Genomic DNA, 22,423 nt, shown 5'->3' with positions numbered 1-22,423 from the left:
GGCGATAGCGCCTCAGCTTTTTTTGCTTACACGGATTGTTGAGTCAACGTCGAGTCGTCTAACCCTTGATCTTCGGTATAGACCCTGTTGCGTCCTGCGGCTTTGGCACGGTATAACGCAGCGTCTGCTTTTCCGATTAATTCTTGGCATTCTTCATTACGACGAAATTGAGATACGCCAAAACTTGCGGTTACTTTATATTCGGTAGAAGGTGAATCGAATTCTATCAATTTACGCAATCGCTCCGCAACTTCAACAGCTTCGCCAAGCCGTGTATTCGGAAGCAACACCGCAAATTCTTCACCACCGAATCGAAAAGGTAGATCGCCGAATCGACTATAAGCTTGCAGCAATAAAGCGATATGGCGCAGTACGGTATCCCCTTCTTGATGACCTCTTGTATCGTTAAATAACTTAAAGCGATCCACATCCAGCAAGATCAGGCAAAATGGAAGGTTAGAGTCTGGAGCCGCTGAAGCTTCGTCTTTTAAACGAGCAATATTTTCATCAAAGTGTCTGCGGTTCCAAAGCCCGGTTAAACCGTCACGCAGTGCCAACGACTGAATGCGGTCTGTTTTTAGCGCATTGTCGATCACGGTTGCGATTAAAGGAACTAATTTTTCTAAACGTTGTATATGAGTTGGAGTGAAAAATTCGGAACGTACCGCATACAAATTTAAAATACCGACGACACGTGCTTCTTTTTTTAATAACAAGTGCATCGAAGACCTTATATCTTCTCCATATAACATTTCTCCGACATCGCCTGAAGGACGTTTATGTTCCCAATTTTCATAAAGAAAAGATTTTCCGCTTTGAATCATAATGCGCATAATCCGTTGTTCTTCATTGGACAACGATTCTTTGAGATTCAAATGATGTTCCCGAATAACCGCTTTGGATGTAAAGCGTCGATCATTATTTTGCATAGCCAGACTGATTCGATCGCATTGCACAAGGTTGCGCATATGTAGCAGCGTTTCCCGATACACATCCTGCACCGAACCCGCTTGATTTAACGCATTGATCATTTTGTAGGTGTCTTCGAGTTGTCCGCTCTCATAACGTAAATCTTCGCCCATTCGATCGAAAGCTTGAATCAATCGACTGAGTTCGCTGGATGTCGTGTACGAATGTCGATCTGATTGTGTCGTATTGCCTTCGTAAGCCGCAATGGCAGCATCAAGACCGGTCAATGGCAAAATCAGACGACGGATATGTTTGATAATAAACAGCACGTAAAAAGCGATTGAGATCATCACTATGATCCCCGTCAACGTCAAAGTCATTGTGATGCGAGAAATTAAATTTTCCCGATTTTGATTTCTTTTAATTGTAATGCGTGAGGACAGGTCATCGAATTTCGTATTCAAAGCGGTAAAAGTCTGCTCGCCTTCTTTCAACATATCGGGGCTTACCGATTCGCCGCGAAGCGAGCGTTCCATCATGAAACGGCTGTGTTGATTTTGCCAATGGTTGGCCTCGACGATCAAAGCATCGATTTCCTCAGAAAAAGCAGGTGTCAAAGAGCTTCTTTCTTTGAGCAATTGAGACACTTGAGCATAGTCTTTTGCCCCGCGGTCGTAATATGTTACAAAAGACTGTTGCCCGGTTAACGTAAAGCCGCGCTGTCCGCTTTCTTGTTCGACCATCGATTTCTCCAGAGAATCTAGATTTTCGCTCAATAAAGCTAAATTACGTACATGCAAATAGCTGTTTGTAATCACTTGATGTTGAAACAGATAGCCAAAGCTTAGCAGGAGCGCGAATACCACTAAGAAAGCTATGCTGAATCGGATTAGCAGCAAGCCCAATTTAGTTTCGTTATCGATTCGAAACAGGCTGCGAAAACTCATGCGTATCGCTCCTTCATTCAGATGTTGTTGCTTTATATTCGTTCTGATCGCGTTGAGCGAATCTAGGCAAGATTTATATCGGCTAAAAGGCAAGAAGTTGTAAGGGATTACAAAGCATGTTATGTCGGGATTTACTCAAAATTCGCGTTAAATGTCGAAAGAAGCGGGTAAGTAAATGAAGAAACCGGTACAACACGCAGCAAGATCGACAGAAGTATCGGCTCAAAAAACGAACGGGAGATGGAGAACGTGAGCCAAACTATTGCGGATTCGCTAGTTGAAGTCCTTATTCATGCGGGTATTAAACGAATTTACGGAATTACAGGAGATTCGTTGAACGCAGTTATCGATGCTGTTCGTCGATCAGGTAAAATCGAATGGATTCATGTTCGGCATGAAGAAGTTGCGGCTTTTGCAGCCGGAGCTGATGCGGATTTGAGTCAGTCGATTGCAGTGTGTGCGGGAAGTAGTGGACCGGGTAATTTGCATTTAATCAACGGATTGTATGAGTGTAGTCGCAGCCGTGTACCGGTGCTTGCGATTGCTGCGCATATTCCGAGTGACGAAATCGGCAGCGGATATTTCCAGGCTACGCACCCTGAGCAGATTTTCCAAGAATGCAGCGTATTTTGCGAAACGATCATGTCGGATAGTCAAGTGCCACGTACCATTACGATGGCGTTGCAAGCGGCAGTCGCTCATTCCGGCGTATCGGTCATCGTGCTCCCAGGTGATGTTGCCGCGCAAAAATCAAGCCGTCATGCTGTTCCCGAACATGTCGTGCATCCGGCAAAACCGGTTGTGCAACCTTCTTCGAGTGAGCTTGCGCAATTGGCAGCTTACCTGAACGAAGGCAAAAAGGTATCGCTGCTATGCGGAGCCGGCTGCAAAGATGCACATGCCGAAGTCGTATCTTTGGCTGAGCGTCTTAAAGCTCCAATGGTTGTTGCGTTACGCGGCAAAGAATATTTGGAGTATGATAATCCGTATTTTGTCGGATTGAATGGTCTGATCGGATATTCGTCCGGCTATCATGCGATGACCGATTGCGATGTACTGCTTATGCTCGGTACCGATTTCCCATACCGTCAATTCTACCCGGAACACGCAAAAATTTTACAAGTCGATATCAATGCTTCCCGTCTAGGAGTAAGAGCGAATCTGGAACTGGGCGTTTGTGGTGATGTTGCCAATACCGTTCAAGCTTTGCTTCCTTTGTTAGACGAAGATCGAGACGATAGTCATCTGCGCAAATCGGTCGATCGTTATGTGAAGGTTCGCAAAGAATTGGATGAACTGACTTCTGGCGAATCGAATCGACGTCCAATCCATCCTCAACAATTAATGAAAGTCGTGAGCGATCTGGCTACGGAAGATGCCGTATTCTCTTGCGATGTCGGCACGCCGACCGTCTGGGCAGCTCGTTATTTGAAAATGAATGGTAAACGTCGCCTGCTCGGTTCGTTCAATCACGGTACGATGGCGAACGCAATGCCGCAAGCGATAGGCGCACAAGCGACAGAGCGGGAACGTCAAACGATTGCATTTTCCGGTGACGGCGGCTTATCGATGTTGCTGGGCGATCTCCTGACGCTGAAGCAGCACAAGCTTCCGGTTAAAGTTGTCGTCTTCAACAACCAAGCGTTAAGCTTTGTCGAACTTGAGATGAAAGCAACCGGATACTTGGAGACGGGTACCGATCTGAGTTCGACCGATTTTGCCGCGATCGCGAATGCGATGGGTATCTACGGCGTACGAGTCGAAGATCCGGCTTTATTGGAAGAAGCGGTGCAAAATGCGCTGAATCATGATGGCCCTGCATTGATCGACGTCGTGGTGAATCGCCAAGAATTGTCGATGCCGCCAAAAATCACGCTTCAACAAGCGGGAGGATTTTCGCTTTGGGCAGTCAAAGCGATGCTCAGCGGTCATGGCGATGAGTTGATTGATGTAGCGAAAACGAACTTGCTGCGCTGATTGGTGAAAGATAGAAAAAGACCGTGGGAGTTTCCGCGGTCTTTTATTTTTAAGGCTAATATAATGAAAAAGAACAATGATTTTTCACCCTGAACAGACAAATTTGCGTTCTCCTGTAATGCGAATTATATTGTATAAAGGCATGAAAGGACGTGACACGTTTGGATTTGTTTGATTACGGCGGAGCAGAACCGCAAGAAAATAGCGGATTACTTGCTGATCGAATGCGTCCGTTAACGCTAGATGAATATATCGGTCAAGACGATATCATTGGACCCGGGCGACTACTTCGCCGAGCGATTGAAGCCGATAAAGTCGGATCGATTGTACTCTACGGACCTCCAGGCTGCGGTAAGACGACGCTGGCTCATATTATTTCAAATCATACGCAAGGCAAATTTGTTCGTTTAAATGCGGTAGACGCTACAGTCAAAGAAGTGCGTGAAGTCATTCAGCAAGCTGCTGATGACAAAGCCTTATATGGCACCAAAACCATATTGTTTCTCGACGAAGTGCATCGGTTTAACAGTTCTCGCCAAGATGCGCTGCTTCCGGCTGTCGAAAAAGGCATTATTGTCTTTATCGGTGCGACGACTGAGAATCCGTTTCATTATGTCAATGGTGCCTTGATGAGTCGCTCGACGTTATTTCAGCTTCACCCGTTGACGGCGGAACATGCGCTGATCGCGATGCGTAGAGCGCTGAGCGATACCGAACGCGGTCTGGGTTACATGGATCTTCGCGCCAAAGACGAAGCGCTGGAACATATTGCAGCGATGTCCGGAGGCGATGTACGAAGAGCTTTGAACGCGCTTGAAATTGCGGCGTTAACGACGCCTCCTCAGCAAGACGGACAGGTGCTCATTACGCTTGAAGTCGCCGAAGAATCGGTACGCCGCCCGATCGCGAAAGCCGATGAGTCTACGCAGTATGATGTGCTTTCCGCATTTCATAAGTCGATTCGCGGTTCTAGCGATGCTGCTTTATATTGGTTTTTATATGCGGTCGAAAAGCTCGGAATGGACCCGATGACTTTTATCCGGCGTCTAATCGCAGCCAGTAGCGAGGATATAGGGCTTGCTAACCCGCAAGCGATGGTGCAAGCGGTAGCTGCGCTGGATGCTTATCGGAATAACGGCTGGCCGGAAGCAAAGTTGAACATTGCGCAAGCGATTCTTTTTGCCGTCGAAAGCCCTAAATCGAATGCGGTGTACACCGCGATCGCCAAAGCAGAAGCGGCATTCGCGCATAGTGGAACGACCGAAGTTCCGCTTCATTTGCGAGACACGCATTACAAAGGCGCCGAAAAACTAGGTCATGAAGGCTACAAATATCCGCATAACTACCATAATCATTACGTAGAGCAAGATTATCTGCCAGATTCCTTGCAAGGCACTGTTTTTTACGAAGCGACCGAACAAGGCAATGAGTCGAAGATTCGTCTCAACCAGCAGCGGCGCCGAAAATAATCCAACGATAAGTGACCACTTTCGTATGTTACAATTGTCAGAACGATACGAGTTGTAGTAATCTAGAGTGTGACTGTAAAAATGCAAGAATGATCCAATGACAGCAAGGACCCGTAAAACTCTATTTTAGCTTCCATAAGGGACGTCGAGACCTCATCGACTTTTGTGGGGAGAGAAAGGTACAGATGAAATGGATAAAAACCAGCCAGCCGAAGCTCAAGTACTGACAAGAGCAGAGCGGCATAAGAAAAAAAAGCCAAATGCCAAAAAAAATAGGGGCAAAGCTTGGCTAATTGCACTAGCTGTCGTGTTGATTTTAGGATTAGGCGGATTTATTTTGCGTAAAGAATTGATGGTGTTGGCTTTTGATACACTCTTGGCGGGAACTGTCAAAGAATCTTTAGATAATTCATATGCACCCATCGACCAACCGGGCAAAGGCGGCGGCGATCAAGAAATGACCGTAGCCGAGCTGACAAAAGAACCGTTTTCCGTACTGCTGCTAGGAACCGATCAACGCGACGATGAGCGCGCAAGAACGGACTCGATCATCTACTCGGTTGTTCGTCCTGCTGATAATAAAGTATTGCTGATTTCGATTCCTCGTGATTCTTATGTCGATATGGTGGGAACGCCAACGATCAAAGGCACACGTTCGAAAACGAAAATCAATGCAGCTTACGCTTACGGCGGCGCGCAAATGAGTGTCGATACGGTCGAAGCATTGCTCAAGCACGATGTGGATTATTATGCGACGATCAACTTTAACGGATTGAAAGACGTAGTCGATGCAATGGGCGGTATTGAACTGCCGATTACAGAGAAGATCGAAAATAAAGAAGCCAATCACGACAAATTCGTAATTGAACCTAACAAGCCGATTTATGACGGTCTTGAAGCTTTAAATTATGTACGTTACCGCGAAGATTCCGACTTCAAACGTACAGAACGTCATCGTATTTTCTTGAAACAAGTGTTAAACCGAATGAAAAGTGTAGAAAACTTGACGAAAATTCCTGAGCTAATCGGGATCGCTGGACAAAACTTCAAAACGAACATGACGTCCGACTTTATGCTTTCACTTGCAAAAACGGTGATCATGAGCGATTCAACACCAGATATCAGTAGCCATATGTTACAAGGCGAAGGTGCGATTCGAGATGCTTGGTACTATGATTTAGATGATGAAGATTTGGAATCAACGATTGAGTCTATCACGAAATGGTTGGACCCGAACTCGACTGCTACTGATCTTGTTGTCGATGACACAGACCAAGACGGCGATTCGCATACCGATCAAGAAGGTCAACCCGCAGGAGATACCGGTCAATAAAAATCGTTATCAATTTCAATAAAAAGCCCGCTGCTCACCGGTTTGGTGAAGAGCGGGCTTTTTGTTATGCAACTTATCTGCAAGAAAAAGAGTCAAAAATTAGCGTACGCTGATCCCTGCATTTTTTTCGTAAGGAACTTTTTCTACGACTTCAATTGTACCGCCACCGAGGCAAGTTTCTCCATCGTAAAAGACGACAGCTTGACCCGGGGTAATCGCTTTTTGATTTTCAGCAAAAGCGACATGAACCGAACCGTCCTCCAAAGCAGTCAACGTCACTTGTTGATCGGGTTGACGATAACGGAATTTCGCTGTGCAAGCAAGCGAACCATCGGCAAGTTCATTTTTACCGGAAGAAAAAGTCACGCCGCTTGCGATCAGACCTGTAGAGTACAGACTCGGATGTTTGTCGCCTTGTACCACGTACAAAATATTGTTTTCCAAATCTTTGTCCGCAACAAACCACGGTTCGCCGTTGCCCGATCCGCCAATACCCAGACCTTGACGTTGTCCCAGTGTGTAATACATCAAGCCGTCATGACGACCTTTGGATTCGCCGCTTGCAATATCGATCATCTCGCCCGATTTTGCTGGCAGATATCCACTCAAAAATTCGCGGAAATTACGTTCGCCGATAAAGCATACGCCTGTACTGTCTTTTTTGCGTGCGGTAGCGAGTCCCGCTTCTTCTGCGATGCGGCGAACTTCCGGCTTCGGCAAATGTCCGATCGGGAACATCGTTTTGGACAATTGATAAGGGTTCAGTGCATTTAAGAAATAGGTTTGATCTTTGTTATTATCGACACCGCGTAGCAATTTGAACTCGCCGTTTTCTTCGACAACACGTGCATAATGCCCAGTTGCTACATAATCCGCACCCAAATCCAAAGCCTTATTTAAAAATTCGCCGAATTTGATTTCGCGATTGCACATCACGTCCGGATTCGGAGTACGTCCGCGCTTGTATTCGTCGAGGAAATACGTGAACACTTTGTCGAAGTATTCTTTTTCAAAGTTTACCGTATAATAAGGGATTCCGATTTTTTCGCATACGCGGCGTACATCTTCCGCATCGTCTTCAGCGGTACAATGACCGAATTCATCTGTATCGTCCCAATTTTTCATGAAAATACCGATCACGTCGTACCCTTGTTCTTTGAGCAGTAACGCTGTTACCGAAGAATCCACACCGCCGGACATGCCGACGACGACACGTGTTTCTTGAGGAGATTTATTCATAAGGATCACCGTCTTCTATATAAAATGTGTAAAAAGAATAAAAATAAAAACCAAAATGCAACGAACAACTTTGCGCGTTTGAAAAAGCAAGACAATAAGTAAGTGAAAAATTCTCACCGACTGTACCGCAATATTTTACCACAAAATACCGAGAGTTACGACTGTTTCGACTTGAATATGTGATCATTTCGTCTTTCCTGCAAAGACATTTTGGATGTGACACAACATTCTGTAGTGCAACTGACTCTACGGGTATGTTACGATAGTCTGAGTATACACAGCATGTAACCCCGAATGAACTGAAAGAGGTGCCTCTATATGAAAATATCGACTAAAGGCCGTTATGGCTTAACTATTATGATGGAACTTGCGGCAAGATACGGCGAAGGTCCAACATCGCTCAAAAGTATTGCCGAAAAAAATTCGTTGTCTGAGCATTACCTCGAACAATTGATTGCCCCTTTGCGTAACGGAGGATTAGTCAAAAGTATTCGTGGTGCTTACGGCGGCTATATTTTGTCGCGCGACCCGGATACGGTGACTGCTGGCGAAATTATTCGCGTGCTTGAAGGGCCGATTTCGGTCGTGGACTTTGCAGAAGAAGATGATCCGGCAAAACGCGATCTGTGGAAAAAAATTCGCGATGCTATTGCGGACGTTATCGATTCGGCGACATTGGGCGATCTGATCTCGTACCGCGATAAAGGCGAGCCGGACAACTACATGTTCTACATTTGATTGAGGTGAACATCGGATGAATCGAATTTATATGGATCACGCAGCATCGACGCCAATGCATCCGCTTGTCGCGGAAGAAATGCTGCGAATCATGACAGGAACGTTCGGAAATGCTTCTAGCGTACATGCTTTCGGTAGAGACGCAAAGCGAATCGTGAGTGATGCACGCGAAAAGATCGCGGCTGCGATTCACGCTCGCCCAGCTGATCTGGTCTTTACTTCGGGCGGTACCGAAAGCGACAATATGGCATTATTCGGCGCGGCGGCAGCAAGGGTCGACAAAGGTCGTCATTTACTGGTTTCGCAAATTGAACATCATGCGGTTTTGCACGCGGCTGAGCAGCTAGCCGAGCAAGGCTACGATGTGGAATATATTCCCGTGGATACGTTAGGACGCGTGGATATCGAATGGATTCGCGACCACATACGCCCTGATACGACGTTGATTAGCGTGATGGTGGCAAATAATGAAGTCGGAACGGTGCAAGATATCGAAGCGATCGGAGCTTTGGCACGCGAACAGGATATTTGGTTTCATACCGACGCTGTACAGGCACTCGGTTCTTTGGACATTGATTGTGAAAAGTGGAAGGCGGATCTGATCAGCTTTTCGGCTCACAAAATCAACGGTCCTCAAGGCATCGGAGCTTTGTATGTTTCGCCGAAGATTAAGCTGCCTGCACTTTTGCATGGAGGCAATCAAGAACGCAAACGCCGTGCAGGGACAGAAAACCTGGCGGGGATGGCGGGGTTTGCCAAAGCGGTAGAACTAGCTGTATCCAGTCTGGATGAGCGTCATGCCCAGTTACACCATTTACGCCAAGAGTTTTTGGGGAAATTGGAGCAGCGGATCGGAAGCGACAAGTTTGTGCTCAACGGTGATCCGTCGCATACGTTGGCGCATATCGTGAATGTGAGTTTTCCAGCAGTCGGTACCGAAACGATGTTAATGAATTTGGATATGGAAAGAATCGCGGTAGCTAGCGGTTCAGCTTGCACATCAGGTTCGCTTGAAACTTCACATGTATTGCGTGCAATGAATTTATCTGAAAATGTTTTGAAATCCGCGATTCGATTCAGCTTCGGGTTGGGTAATACTTCGGAGGAAATCGAGACTGTCGTTCAAAAAATTGAATCGATTATCGGACGCGTGCGTGCCTGATCCTAGATACGCCCAGCAAAACGTTCGCCACATCATGAAGAAAGCTTGAACTTCTTGTCTCCGCGATTCGTATTGTGAATAATCGTTCAATCGGAAGAAACGTATTCTTCACGACTTCAAATAAGCGGACGGATAGGTGATGCTATTATGAAATGCCCAAATTGTAGTTCAAAAGATATCGGAAAAATCGGCTCTCATCAATTTTATTGCTGGAGTTGTTTTATCGAATTGACGGTTAATGCCGGAAAAATGTCGGTGTACCAAGTAGAAAAAGACGGAACATTGAGCTCGCTAGATGATCTGTTCAGCTTGGAAAATGCCACAGATGCTGCGCATCAACTGCAAGCGACATCTTAATACACAATGTTAACGAAGCCGAAAGCAAAAAAAGGTCGAGCCATCGATTCTACCTGCTTTTCGGCTTTTTTGTATAGGCGTCTTCTGTCTTGATCTTCTTTGCTTTGTCATTGACAGAAATTCGGACGCCCGATATACTTACGGAAGTATTGACTATAGGCAACAAAACGATGAAGGAATCCAGTACGTTTGGAAGAGACGTTTTCTCAGCGAAAAGGCTCCTTGCGATTTTTGCATGGGTGAAAGAGCCTTGAAAACCGACGAACCGAAAGCTAATTCCGGAGTGCTTGGCAAGTGATTGCCGCAGCCGACTTGTCCCCGTTAACGGACGTAATCGAGGAGATCGTTCAAGATTTGCTTTTTGACTGCTGCATGCAGATTGAAAAGGAATGGACGATAACCAGGGTGGTACCGCGAGCAATCGTCCCTGAATATTTCAGGGGCGTTTTTTATGTTTTTTTATATTCATAAAACGGAGGTTTAACATGATGAAAGCTAGTGAAATCCGCTCTAAATGGTTAGAATTTTTCGAACAAAAAGGTCATCATATCGAACCGAGTGCACCTCTTGTGCCGCATAACGATCCTTCTTTGCTGTGGATCAATGCCGGCATGGCGCCGCTGAAGCCGTACTTCGACGGACGTGTAAAACCGGAAAATCCAAGAATCGCGAACTCGCAAAAATGTATTCGTACGAACGATATCGAGAACGTAGGCAAAACGCGTCGTCACCATACATTTTTCGAAATGCTCGGCAATTTCTCGATCGGTGATTATTTCAAAGAAGAAGCGATCACTTGGGCTTGGGAATTTTTGACCTCGCCGCAGTGGATCGGTTTCGATCCGGAAAAAATCAGCGTAACGGTGTATGCAGAAGACGAAGAAGCATTCACTTTGTGGAATGAAAAAGTAGGTCTTCCAGCTGAACGCATCATCAAGCTTGGCGACGAAAACTTCTGGGATATCGGCGAAGGCCCTTGCGGACCTTGTAGCGAAATTTTCTATGACCGCGGCGACGCTTATGGCGCATTGGATCCAAACGATCCTGAAATGTACCCAGGCGGCGAAAACGAACGTTTCCTTGAAGTATGGAACTTGGTATTCTCGCAGTTTAACCATAATAAAGACGGTAGTTACACACCTCTTCCGAACAAAAACATTGATACCGGCGCAGGTCTGGAACGTCTGACTTCGATTCTGCAAGACGTCAACTCGAACTTCGATACCGATCTGTTCCAACCGATGATTCAACACGCAGCGAAATTAGCGGGTATTGAGTACGGCGTGAGCGAAGAACATGACGTCGCGCTTAAAGTCATTGCGGACCATGTACGTACGGTAACCTTCTCTGTAGGTGACGGTGTTCAACCTTCTAACGAAGGTCGCGGTTACGTGATTCGTCGTTTGCTTCGTCGCGCGGTTCGTTACGGACGCGTAATCGGTCTGGATCGTCCGTTCTTGTACGAATTGGTACGCACGGTAGGCGAAGTCATGGGCGTATACTACACGCAAGTCGTCGAGAGTCGCGAATTGATCGAACGTGTTATCCGTCTGGAAGAAGAACGTTTCCACAAAACATTGTCGGACGGTCTGGCTATTCTGACTGAAACGGCTGAACGTGCAAAAGCAGCAGGCGAAAGTACGATCGGCGGCGAAGACGCGTTCAAAATGTACGATACGTACGGCTTCCCGCTTGATCTTACCGAAGATTTTGCATTGGAACATGGTATGACGGTAGACCGTGAAGGATTTGAAAACGCGATGCAAGAGCAACGTACGCGTGCTCGCGAAGCGCATAAAAAAGGCGGCGGCATGAATATTCAAGGCGGCGCATTGTCCGAACTTGAAGCGGCTAGCGAATTCGTCGGTTATGGTGAAACATCCGTTGAATCCAAAATCGTTGTACTGATCAAAGACGGCGAAATCGTGGAGTCGGTAGGCGAAGGCGATTCGGCATTGGTTGTATTGGATCGCACTCCGTTTTACGCAGAAAGCGGCGGTCAAGTCAGCGACGTAGGTACGATCTCTTCGTTCACGGGCACATTGAACGTAGAAGGCCTGATGAAAGCTCCAGGCGGTCAACATGTGCATCAAGTAACCGTTGAATCCGGCGAATTGCATGTGGGCGACGACGTACGCGCAAGTGTTGAACGTGATTCTCGCGCAGCGATTGAGAAAAACCATACCGCTACACACTTGCTGCACAAAGCGCTCAAAGAAGTGCTCGGCAGCCATGTAAATCAAGCAGGATCGCTGGTTGAACCGCAACGTCTGCGTTTTGACTTCTCGCATTTCGGTAGCATCACACCGGAAGAGCTTGCCGAAGTTGAACGCCGCGTTAATGAACAAATCTGGAAAGGCGTACACGTCCAGATCGAACTCAAAGGGATCGAAGAAGCGAAAGCAATGGGCGCGATGGCATTGTTCGGCGAAAAATACGGCGATATCGTACGCGTGGTCGAAATCGGCGATTACAGCCTAGAGCTGTGCGGAGGTTGCCACGTACGCAATACGAGCGAAATCGGTCTGTTCAAATTAGTGGGCGAAAGCGGCATCGGCTCCGGCGTACGCCGGATCGAAGCTTTGACCGGTCGCGGAGCTTATCTGTATCTGGACGATCAATTGGAACTGCTGAAGCAATCGGCAGCTGCACTTAAGACTCCAGTGACCGAAGTTCCAAAACGTATCGACGGTTTGAACAAGCAGTTGAAAGATGCAGAGCGCGAGATCGAATCGCTGCGCGGTAAGCTTGGCGCGATCGAAGCGGGTCAATTGACGGATCGTGTACGTCAAGTTGGCGATGTCCAAGTCCTTGCTGAATCTGTAGCCGCTTCGGGTATGGACGCACTGCGTTCTTTGGCAGATGAATTGAAAGTGAAACTTCCACAAGCGGTACTGATTCTGGGCGCACCTTCGGATGACAAAGTGAACTTCGTTGTTGTCGTTCCTAAAGAATTGACGGCACGCGGTCTGAACGCAGGTAAGCTTGTAAAAGAAGCAGCAACCGTATGCGGCGGTGGCGGCGGCGGTCGTCCTGACATGGCTCAAGCCGGAGGTAAAGACGCATCGAAGTTGCAAGAAGCGCTGAATACAGCTGTATCGATGCTCGAACAATCGCTTAACGCTTAATTTTGATCGACATTGTATCCAGATTGTCCGTTTCTTGATCGGCTAAAAGTGTGATATGATAATTAAGATTAAATATTAAGGCATCGAAGTATGCCGCTTAAATGCGGACGCTTTGTAAAGCGAGGTGTAATCCTTATGGATTCCATGGACAAAACTGTTAAGTTCAACGTACAAGGTGATGAAGAAACTTCTGCACAGGAAATTTTGCTGACCGTGTACGACGCGCTTGTGGAAAAGGAGTACAATCCGATCAATCAGATCGTAGGCTACTTGTTGTCTGGTGATCCGGCTTACATCCCGAGACATAACAATGCGCGAAGCCTGATCCGGAAAAAAGAACGCGATGAATTGATCGAAGAGCTGGTTCGTTCTTATTTGTCCAAGCTTCGATAGGAGATAGTAACTATGAAATTGCTGGGTCTCGATTATGGAGACCGCCGAATCGGCGTTGCGGTCAGCGACGCTTTCGGTTGGACTGCACAAGGCATTGAAGTGATCCATCGTCGTGAAGGCAACGATTCGTATTTAGAGCGAATCGTTGAACTCGCGAAGTCGAACGAAGTCGAAGAGGTTGTCGTCGGTCTTCCGAAAAACATGAACGGTACCATCGGCCCTCGCGGCGAACTTTGTATCGAGTTCGCTGAATCGCTACGAGAAGTGTTGGGTCTGCCTGTTCACCTTTGGGATGAACGGTTGACAACGGTATCTGCTGAGCGAACACTGCTCGAAGCCGATGTGAGCCGGAAAAAGCGTAAGCAGGTCGTCGACAAAATCGCGGCGGGTCTGATTCTGCAAAATTATCTCGATTCGAAATCGAAACATTGAAAGGGTGACTGGTATGGCAAATGATCCTAACCTGGTAGGCGAAGAACCGGAAATTATTTATATTCCGGATGAAGAAGGTCAAGACGAAGGCTTTGAAGTCATTATGAAATTCGAAGTGGACGGTTCGGACAGCAAATACATGATGGTCGTTCCTTTGGATTCTGAAGATGAAGAAGCGGACGAAGTGTATGCGTTCCGTTACGAAGAAGACGATGACGATCTGAAGCTGTATGTCATTGAAGACGAAGCTGAATGGCAGATCGTTGAAGAAACTTTCAATACACTTGTTGCTGAACTGGATGGGGAGGAATAGAAACGATGACGGAATTTTCCGCAAGTCAAGTCGTATATACGAACAAGCTGGAGCAGGTATACGGATTGTTTGTCGAATTGATCGATGAGAACGCCGAATCGGTAACCTACCGGATCGTCAAAGAATTTGAAGTTGGCGGTGGTGCTTACGCCGTTCTTCAAAATGAAAATGCTGGAGAAGATGACGATGTTCAGATTCTCAAAATCGAGACATCTTCAGCAGGCGAAGTTCAATTGGTAACGATCGACGACGATGACGAGTGGGAAAATGTAGCCGAATTGTTCGACGAAATGACTTTCCCCGAAGAAATTTAACGAAATAAGAAGCAAGGCGGACCCGGTTATCCTGGTCCGTTTTGCCGTGCGCAAAAATAATGACTTAGTGAATTCGGAAGTCTAATAAAGGATGTGCGCTATTGTGGTCAGAACGAAAAAAAGATCGAAAGCTCCTTTTTTGTTTGTACTCATTTTTATTTTGCTGATTGCTTCGGTCGGAACATTTATCTATCTATCGATGCGTCCGGTTGAAAGTTCGGATCAAGCGGTCGATTTTGTAGTGGAAGAAGGAATCGGTACAGCCGGCATCGCCGATCAATTGCAAGAAAAAGGATTGATCCGAAGTGCGCTCTTATACAAGGTTTATTTGCGAATCGAGAATGAAGGCAGTTCGTTCCAAGTAGGCAATCATGCGTTGATGCCAGGCGCTGATTATGCTTCGATCACAGCAGCACTTAATCAGAAACCGAATGGTAACGGGAATTCGGCAGATCCTAATGCGTCGGTGAAAGTGACAATCCCCGAAGGATTGACGATTAAGCAGATTGCGGAACGTTTTGAAAAAGCAGGGAACTGGGATGCCAAAAGTATCCGTCAACTATCTCGTGAGCCGCAAAAATTCAGTGAAGATTTACCGGCGCCGATTCCGGACAGTCAAGATCTTCAATACGCGCTGGAAGGTTATTTGTTCCCGGATACGTATGAATTTGTAGCGAATGCCAGTGAAGAAGATCTTGTTCGTAGGTTAGTTCAAGAGACGACCCGCAAGTTACAATCCATTCCGAATTTTGATCAGCTGCTTAAAGAGCGTGGGCTAAGTGTTCATGAATTGCTAACCGTTGCGTCTTTGGTCGAACGTGAAGCCGTAGTCGATTCGGAACGTCCGCTGATTGCAGGCGTGATCTATAATCGTTTGGACGATTCGATGAGACTTCAGATTGATGCTACGGTTCAGTATGCACTTGGCGAACAAAAAGAACGATTGCTTTATTCGGATTTGAAAATCGATAGCCCTTACAATACGTACCGAAACGAAGGGCTGCCGCCGGGACCGATTGCTGCGCCGAGTCTGAAATCGATCGAAGCCGCTTTGCAACCGGAAGCTTCGGATTATCTGTTTTATGTAACGAAAAAAGACGGCTCAGGCGAACATTTATTTGCGAAGACCTTTGCTGAGCATGAACAAAATATTGAAAAAAGCAAAGAAGGCAATTAGTTCAGATTTAGAAAAAAGGGGGTTGCCGTTATGGGGTACAAGCCCGAGTTATTGGCAACGTGCAGCACACTAGATGAGTTAAAAGCATTGGCGCAAGCCGGATGTGACGCTTTTTTATTGGGAGAAGAAAAGTTTGGGATGCGACTGCCGGGCGAATTTACACCGGAGATGATTGCGGAAGCGGTAGCTTTTGCGCATCCGCAAGACATTAAAATTTATGTCTGCGTCAATAATTTGATGGATAATGAAGTCTTGCCTTCTTTACCGGGTTATTTGGAACAGATGCATGAGATTGGAGTCGATGGCATTGAATTTGGCGATCCTTCGGTCTTGATGCAAGCACGCCGTATTTTGCCGAACTTGCCTCTGCATTGGAATGCCGAAATGACTTCAACCAATCATGGAACAGCGAACTATTGGGGAAAACGCGGCGCTACGCGGGTTGTACTCGCACGTGAACTGAATATGGACGAAATCACAGGCATGATGCCGCATCTGGATGTAGAAGCTCAAGTACAAGTACACGGGATGACAAATATTTATCATTCCAAGCGCAGTCTGGTGCATAGCTATATGGCAAATCAAGGCCGACCTGTTGAAGATGACCGGGTTGGGCTTGATCGTGGATTATATCTGATCGAAGCGGAGCGCCGTGACGAATTATTTCCTATCTACGAAGATTCGAACGGTACGCATATTATGAGTTCCGGCGATATTTGTATTTTGGAAGATTTGCATCTCATGATGGAAGCTGGCGTGCAAAGTTTTAAAATCGAAAGTATTTTGAAAAGCACGGCTTATAACGTAGCGGCAGCCAAAGCTTATCGCACAGCGATCGATACTTTTATCGCAGATCCAGAAGGGTACGCGTTCGATGAAGCTTGGTTGGATGAGATTCGGGAGTTGCAAGATCCGCGCCGCGAATTGTCGTTTGGATTTTTCTATAAAGAACAAGTGTATTAAGCAAGGGAAGGGGACTGTATCGTGGAAATGACGCAAGCTAAACCACAGCATATCGGGAAAAGGTATCGGTTAGACAAACCCGAGCTACTGGCGCCTGCCGGTAATTTGGAAAAATTAAAATTCGCTGTGCATTATGGCGCAGATGCGGTATATATCGGGGGACAATCTTACGGCCTGCGTTCGAACGCAGACAATTTTAGTTTCGAAGAAATGAAAGAAGGCGTGGAGTTCGCCAAAAAGTATGGGGCAAAAGTATTTGTCGCGACTAATATCTACGCGCACGAAGAAGATTTAGACGGGATTGCTAATTATTTGCGTAATCTGCAAGAAGCCGGCATCGCAGCGATTATTACCGCCGATCCGATTATTGTCGAGACAGCCAAAACAGCAGCGCCGTTAATCGAAGTTCATTTGAGTACGCAGCAGTCGACATTGAACTGGCAAGCGGTACAATTCTGGAAAGAAGAAGGGCTGCCGCGCGTTGTACTTGGACGGGAAACCAGTCTCGAAGAAATTGCAGAAATCAAAAAAAACGTAGACATCGAAATCGAATCGTTTGTACACGGCGCGATGTGTTCGTCGTATTCCGGTCGCTGCGTATTATCGAACCACTTTACCGATCGGGATTCCAATCGCGGAGGCTGCTGCCAATCTTGCCGTTGGAAATACGATTTGTTCGAAAATTCGTCTCCAACCGGGCAATGGGTATCCGAAGAACAACAACAAGATCAAAACGGCGATCAGCCGCTCTTCCAAGCCGACGATAATTCGTTTACAATGGGATCAAAAGATTTGTGCATGCTCGGTTCGATCCCGGACTTGATCGAAGTAGGCATTGATAGTTTTAAAGTCGAAGGACGTATGAAGTCGATTCATTATGTCGCGACTGTCGTGAATGTGTATCGTCAAGCGATCGATTCTTATATGGCTGATCCTGAAGGATATGTATTGAAGCCGGAATGGATCGAAGAATTGAACAAAGCGGCAAATCGTCCGCTGAACACAGGATTTTTCTACGATACGCCGGATCACGAAGATCATATTTACGAACCGGAAGAAAAAGCCGTTCCGTACGATTTTGCAGGGCTTGTACTGGATTACGACGAAGCTACAGGGATCGCAACGATTCAGCAGCGCAATCATTTCAAACCCGGTACCGAGATTGAATTTTTCGGCCCCAATGAGACGTTCTTCAAACAAGTTGTCGGTACAATCTGGGATGAAGAAGGTCAAGAATTAGACGCGGCTCGTCATCCGATGCAACGCGTGAAAATAAAAGTTGACCAACCTCTACGGTATTTTGATATGATGCGTAAAAAGAATATTAAAAAGTAAGTAACAAATGAATGATTGATGTCACAGTTTGATTAGATTACTTCCAAAACCCTTCAAATCTTTGATAGATTTGGAGGGTTTTTATTTTATATTAACTTTTTTCGAAAAAATGTATATTTTCCTTTGCAATTTGCTTGCTAAGACCGATAATAAGGGTAACCAGCATTTTGTAATCCGGGACTTTTAGAGTAGAGAGTAGGTACATAGGTAGATCCATTTCATTCTCAACTCCGGTGTTGCAGCGCTGATTCTAACTGACTGGCGGGTGGGGAATATGGGTATGATGAGAAAAAAAGGCGGAAGCAACGGAGAAAATCCTGTAGTGAAGCCAAAAAGCACTCAACGTGAAGGAAAAGGGAAGCCTTCGCTGAAATTGCTGAGAAAAGAAAAAAGACCTAAAAAATTGAGCGAGCTTAAAGAAGAGTCATTAAATCAGGTACCGGTAGATACAGAAAATAGTTCTATTGGCATTTCTAAAAATGATAACGCTTTAAAGACAAAAACTCGTAAAATGCTAACCTCTTTAACACGCAAAAAAAACAATAAACCTAATCGTTCGAAACGTTTCACTGGAAACTTGAAAAATTCGACGATCGGTTTAGTGAAAAATTGGCGTGCTATCGATCCTCGCAAGTCAGTTGGAATCCGTTTGTTCTTTATCTTTTTGGCGAGTATGGTTTTATTCGTATCACTACTTGGCATTATGTCTTATGTCAAAGCACGCAATACGATCAAAGATAATGCGGCAGCCGCAAACGAACAAACCGTGATTCAGACGTCGCAAAAGCTAGATATTATTTTGCAGCGTTATATGGATACATCGACCCAGATTTTCTTTAATCCTGAAGTTCAAGATGCGATCAACAATATGCAGCGTTCCACTTCAGATTTTGAACGTTTTCAAGCGATTCGCCAAATCAACGATTCACTTAGCAATCAAGTGAACGTAACGAGCGGGTTGCAATCGGTGTATTTCTTATCGACGGACGAAACAACGAATCATTTCTTCACAGCAGGCAATCAATTGCCTACAGCAGAAGAAGTGCGGACTGAAGCATGGTACAAAGAATTGCTTGAAGGAAAAAATAACGTATTGTGGCTACCTACTGATGCGATAAAAAACAGTTATAGCTTGGTTCGAATCATGTCGACGACAAATGGTAGTGGCGAGAAGTTCGTAATCGGCGTACAACTTGATGTGAAGACATTGGAAGACCAACTGAAATCGGTCACTTTCGGAGAAGGCAGTCATATCGAGTTGGTATCAGCGGATGGAACAAACGTAGCTTCCGGAGTAACCGGTTCGGCGGGTCAACCGAGCACTTATGTATTCGAACAAGAAAATTTAGGAACCAGCGGCAAGTTTGAAGCGAAGCAGTTCGATATTAAAGTATTGGCAGCGTACAACACGATGGAAACATCCGGCTGGAAATTGATCGGTACGGTTCCGATGCAAGTATTGCTTGAAGGCGCAGTCGGTATTTTAATTCTGATTGTGATCTTTATTGCCGTAGCTGTAGTAGTCGCTGTAGCAATCGGAGTATGGATGGTTCGTATGATCGGGCGTCCATTGGCTCAGCTAAAAGGTCTGATGCAAGAAGGTGCGACAGGCAATCTGAGCGTACGAACGGATTATCAGTCCAAAGACGAGATCGGAGAGCTTGCAAGTGCATTTAACCGAATGATGGATCGGATTACGGATTTGATTCGTCAGACGACGGATACGGCGCAGCAAGTTTTGGATACAGCAGACGAATTAGAGCAAGCGTCTAAACAGACGGCAACTTCTGCACGCGAGATTGCGACAGCAACGGAAGAAATCGCAAATGGAGCTTCCAGTCTGGCGCAAGAAGCGGAGAAAAGTACCGAGCTGACGGAGCAAATTGGCGAACGTATGGAAAATGTAGTCGTTGCCAACCGCGAGATGGACAGTTCTGCACGTCAGGTACAGACTGCAAGCCGCGAAGGTACCGTGCATCTCGACAAGCTGCTGACGCAAACAGGCAGCACGGAAGATATGGTGCGCTCACTGGTAACAAGAGTAGATGCGTTGAAAGAAAGTACATCTTCGGTTATGAAAGTGCTGAATGCGATGCAAGATATTACGAAGCAAACGAATATCTTGTCGCTGAACGCAGCGATCGAAGCGGCTCGAGCAGGCGCAGCAGGTCAAGGATTTATGGTCGTTGCCGGAGAAATCCGTCAGCTTGCTAATCGTTCACGCGAATCGATCGATATGGTTGGAGAGATTACGGATAATATTCAATCTGAAATGGATGAAACGGTGCGCACATTGTCGACCGTCTATCCAATGTTCCAAGAACAAGTTCAAGCGGTTAAACAAACAACGGGCATCTTCGATTCGGTTCAGACGCAGATGGAATTGTTCTCCGGTAAACTTCAAGGCGTAACGACTTCGATCGGGGAACTGGGTCAAGCGCAAAAAACAATGGCTGAAGCGATGACAAGTGTCAGCGCGGTTGCCGAAGAGTCTTCTGCAACGTCGCAAGAAGTGGCTTCCCTCAGTAGCGAGCAGCAAAATGTCGGTGTACGCTTGGTTGAATTGTCGACTAAATTAAGCAATGTTTCGAGCGAATTAAAAGAATCGATCTCGAAATTCACGGTATAACCCAAATTCGTCTAGTTTCAAAAAGGCAAAACAAAAAGCTTTGGGCTTCAAGCCCAAAGCTTTTTTGCGTCTATTCGTATAATGACTTACTTGGCAGCCAAACCTTCGGATACACGCCGACCATAATCGGCATCGGCTTGGGTAAAGTAATCAATCATTCGTTCCTGAATATCGGCTTTGCATTGAGATAAAGCGCCAATCAGATTGTTGATCAATTCATCTCTTTCCCAATCTTCAAATGAGCGATAGGTATCACCCGCTTGACCGAAATTGTTCGGACGATCAATCGGAGCTCTGACTAATTTAGCGTGGTATTCGGGTTCGTGATCTTTGCCCGGTTTTGGCGCTTCTTTCAGTCCGCCCATTGAAGAAGGTTCATAGTTCACGTGTGGATTTTGCCCGGGTGCCCGGTCTACTTTATATTGCATTTGTCCGCCGCTTTGGTTTGTCGCGACATGCGTTTTGGGTGCATTGATCGGCAGTTGCAAATAGTTGGCGCCGACGCGGTGACGCTGAGTATCCGAGTAAGAGAATGTACGTCCTTGTAACATTTTATCATCGGAAAAATCTAATCCATCGACGAGCACGCCTGTACCGAATGCCGCTTGTTCGACTTCGGTAAAGTAATCTTCCGGATTGCGGTTGAGCGTCATTTTGCCGACAGGAAGAAATGGGAATTGTTCCGGCGGCCATAACTTCGTATCGTCGAGCGGATCGAAATCCAGTTCTGGATGTTCATGGTCTTCCATGATCTGTACGCACAGTTCCCACTCTGGATAATCGCCTTTTTCTATCGCCGTATACAAATCGAGCGTAGCATGATTGAACTCCGTTGATTGAATCGCATTGGCTTCTTGCTGCTTCAGATTATGCACGCCTTGACCCAAGGGTTCCCAGTGATATTTGATCAATACCGCTTCACCTTCGGTATTGACCCATTTATACGTATTGACGCCGGAGCCTTGCATTTGCCGATAGTTGGCGGGAATGCCCCACGGCGAGAATAAGAAAGTCACCATATGGGTAGCTTCAGGGCTGAGCGAGACAAAATCGAAAAACCGTTCCATACTTTGTACATTCGTGATCGGATCTGGTTTGAAAGCATGCACCATATCCGGGAATTTCAAAGGGTCGCGAATAAAAAATACTTTCAGATTATTGCCGACCAAATCCCAGTTGCCGTCTTCCGTATAAAATTTTGTAGCGAATCCGCGAGGATCGCGCAATGTTTCCGGGGAATGTCCGCCGTGAATAACGCTTGAGAAACGAACAAAGACCGGTGTTTCTTTCCCTTTTTCTTGAAAAAGTTTAGCGCGAGTATATTTCGATACCGGTTCTTCGCCGGCTGTTCCGTAAGCCGTAAATACACCGTGTGCCCCTGCACCGCGTGCGTGAACGACTCGTTCAGGAATGCGTTCGCGGTCGAAATGGGTGATCTTTTCAAGAAACTGATAATTTTCAAGCGTTGTAGGCCCTCGGCTCCCTACTGTTCGTACATTTTGATTGTCTTGAACCGGATGACCTTGCCGAGTCGTCAACGTCATATCCTCGGGTGCTTGATTGTCTTGTTGCGGTTTTTTGTCCTCGCTCATGTGGATCCCCTTTCCT

The 22,423-nt window shown here is 46.2% G+C and carries 17 protein-coding genes and 1 pseudogene; 15 read left to right on the top strand and 3 right to left on the bottom strand.

Going from position 1 to position 22,423, the window contains the following annotated elements:
- Nucleotides 1-26: 26 nt before the first annotated feature.
- A complete protein-coding gene (locus tag NOM90_RS05330; RefSeq protein ID WP_255940462.1) occupies nucleotides 27-1,856 on the bottom strand; it encodes a sensor domain-containing diguanylate cyclase in 1,830 nt (609 codons plus the stop codon).
- A gap of 249 nt (nucleotides 1,857-2,105) precedes the next feature.
- On the opposite strand from NOM90_RS05330, the gene poxB reads away from it, so the two are divergent.
- From poxB to NOM90_RS05315, 3 genes are all read left to right on the top strand, one after another.
- Complete coding sequence (gene poxB / locus NOM90_RS05325; RefSeq protein ID WP_255940461.1) at nucleotides 2,106-3,833, top strand: ubiquinone-dependent pyruvate dehydrogenase; 1,728 nt, start codon at nucleotides 2,106-2,108, stop codon at nucleotides 3,831-3,833.
- Nucleotides 3,834-3,994: 161 nt separating this feature from the next.
- Entirely contained in the window at nucleotides 3,995-5,302 is a 1,308-nt protein-coding gene (locus NOM90_RS05320; RefSeq protein WP_370866567.1) for a replication-associated recombination protein A, read from the top strand.
- A 190-nt stretch (nucleotides 5,303-5,492) separates the two neighbouring features.
- Entirely contained in the window at nucleotides 5,493-6,635 is a 1,143-nt protein-coding gene (locus NOM90_RS05315; RefSeq protein ID WP_255940460.1) for an LCP family protein, read from the top strand.
- Between the two features lie 99 nt (nucleotides 6,636-6,734).
- On the opposite strand, the gene mnmA is transcribed toward NOM90_RS05315, so the two are convergent.
- Nucleotides 6,735-7,874: a tRNA 2-thiouridine(34) synthase MnmA gene (gene mnmA / locus NOM90_RS05310; RefSeq protein ID WP_255940459.1), complete on the bottom strand. Its 1,140-nt coding sequence runs from the start codon at nucleotides 7,872-7,874 to the stop codon at nucleotides 6,735-6,737.
- A gap of 318 nt (nucleotides 7,875-8,192) precedes the next feature.
- On the opposite strand from mnmA, the gene cymR reads away from it, so the two are divergent.
- From cymR to NOM90_RS05250, 12 genes are all read left to right on the top strand, one after another.
- A complete protein-coding gene (cymR, locus tag NOM90_RS05305) occupies nucleotides 8,193-8,612 on the top strand; it encodes a cysteine metabolism transcriptional regulator CymR (RefSeq protein ID WP_255940458.1) in 420 nt (139 codons plus the stop codon).
- Nucleotides 8,613-8,628: 16 nt separating this feature from the next.
- Nucleotides 8,629-9,774, top strand: coding sequence for a cysteine desulfurase family protein (locus tag NOM90_RS05300; RefSeq protein WP_255940457.1), 1,146 nt, complete (start codon nucleotides 8,629-8,631; stop codon nucleotides 9,772-9,774).
- 147 nt (nucleotides 9,775-9,921) lie between these two features.
- Nucleotides 9,922-10,131 carry a hypothetical protein gene (locus tag NOM90_RS05295; protein ID WP_255940456.1) on the top strand — a complete coding sequence of 70 codons (210 nt, stop codon included), beginning with the start codon at nucleotides 9,922-9,924 and terminating at the stop codon, nucleotides 10,129-10,131.
- Nucleotides 10,132-10,619: 488 nt separating this feature from the next.
- Nucleotides 10,620-13,259, top strand: a complete 2,640-nt coding sequence (gene alaS / locus NOM90_RS05290; protein WP_255940576.1) for an alanine--tRNA ligase — start codon at nucleotides 10,620-10,622, stop codon at nucleotides 13,257-13,259.
- Nucleotides 13,260-13,394: 135 nt separating this feature from the next.
- Nucleotides 13,395-13,652, top strand: a complete 258-nt coding sequence (locus NOM90_RS05285) for an IreB family regulatory phosphoprotein (protein WP_172193996.1) — start codon at nucleotides 13,395-13,397, stop codon at nucleotides 13,650-13,652.
- Between the two features lie 12 nt (nucleotides 13,653-13,664).
- Nucleotides 13,665-14,084, top strand: coding sequence for a Holliday junction resolvase RuvX (gene ruvX, locus NOM90_RS05280; protein WP_255940455.1), 420 nt, complete (start codon nucleotides 13,665-13,667; stop codon nucleotides 14,082-14,084).
- Between the two features lie 13 nt (nucleotides 14,085-14,097).
- Nucleotides 14,098-14,397, top strand: a complete 300-nt coding sequence (locus NOM90_RS05275) for a DUF1292 domain-containing protein (protein ID WP_255940454.1) — start codon at nucleotides 14,098-14,100, stop codon at nucleotides 14,395-14,397.
- Nucleotides 14,398-14,402: 5 nt separating this feature from the next.
- On the top strand, nucleotides 14,403-14,711 hold the full coding sequence (locus NOM90_RS05270; RefSeq protein WP_255940453.1) for a DUF1292 domain-containing protein: 309 nt from the start codon (nucleotides 14,403-14,405) through the stop codon (nucleotides 14,709-14,711).
- Between the two features lie 103 nt (nucleotides 14,712-14,814).
- On the top strand, nucleotides 14,815-15,888 hold the full coding sequence (mltG, locus tag NOM90_RS05265) for an endolytic transglycosylase MltG (protein WP_255940452.1): 1,074 nt from the start codon (nucleotides 14,815-14,817) through the stop codon (nucleotides 15,886-15,888).
- 30 nt (nucleotides 15,889-15,918) lie between these two features.
- Nucleotides 15,919-16,851, top strand: a complete 933-nt coding sequence (locus tag NOM90_RS05260) for a peptidase U32 family protein (protein WP_255940451.1) — start codon at nucleotides 15,919-15,921, stop codon at nucleotides 16,849-16,851.
- Nucleotides 16,852-16,878: 27 nt separating this feature from the next.
- Nucleotides 16,879-18,186, top strand: a complete 1,308-nt coding sequence (locus NOM90_RS05255; RefSeq protein ID WP_305120934.1) for a peptidase U32 family protein — start codon at nucleotides 16,879-16,881, stop codon at nucleotides 18,184-18,186.
- A gap of 280 nt (nucleotides 18,187-18,466) precedes the next feature.
- Nucleotides 18,467-20,815: a methyl-accepting chemotaxis protein gene (locus NOM90_RS05250; protein ID WP_255940450.1), complete on the top strand. Its 2,349-nt coding sequence runs from the start codon at nucleotides 18,467-18,469 to the stop codon at nucleotides 20,813-20,815.
- 98 nt (nucleotides 20,816-20,913) lie between these two features.
- Here the strand turns inward: NOM90_RS05250 and NOM90_RS05245 are convergent.
- Nucleotides 20,914-22,407, bottom strand: a pseudogene (locus NOM90_RS05245) (catalase); the annotation flags it as partial.
- Nucleotides 22,408-22,423: the final 16 nt, after the last annotated feature.

The sequence above is a fragment of the Saccharibacillus sp. JS10 genome, assembly GCF_024436065.1.
GTDB lineage: Bacteria > Bacillota > Bacilli > Paenibacillales > Paenibacillaceae > Saccharibacillus.
This window is presented reverse-complemented; position numbering and strand designations above follow the sequence as displayed.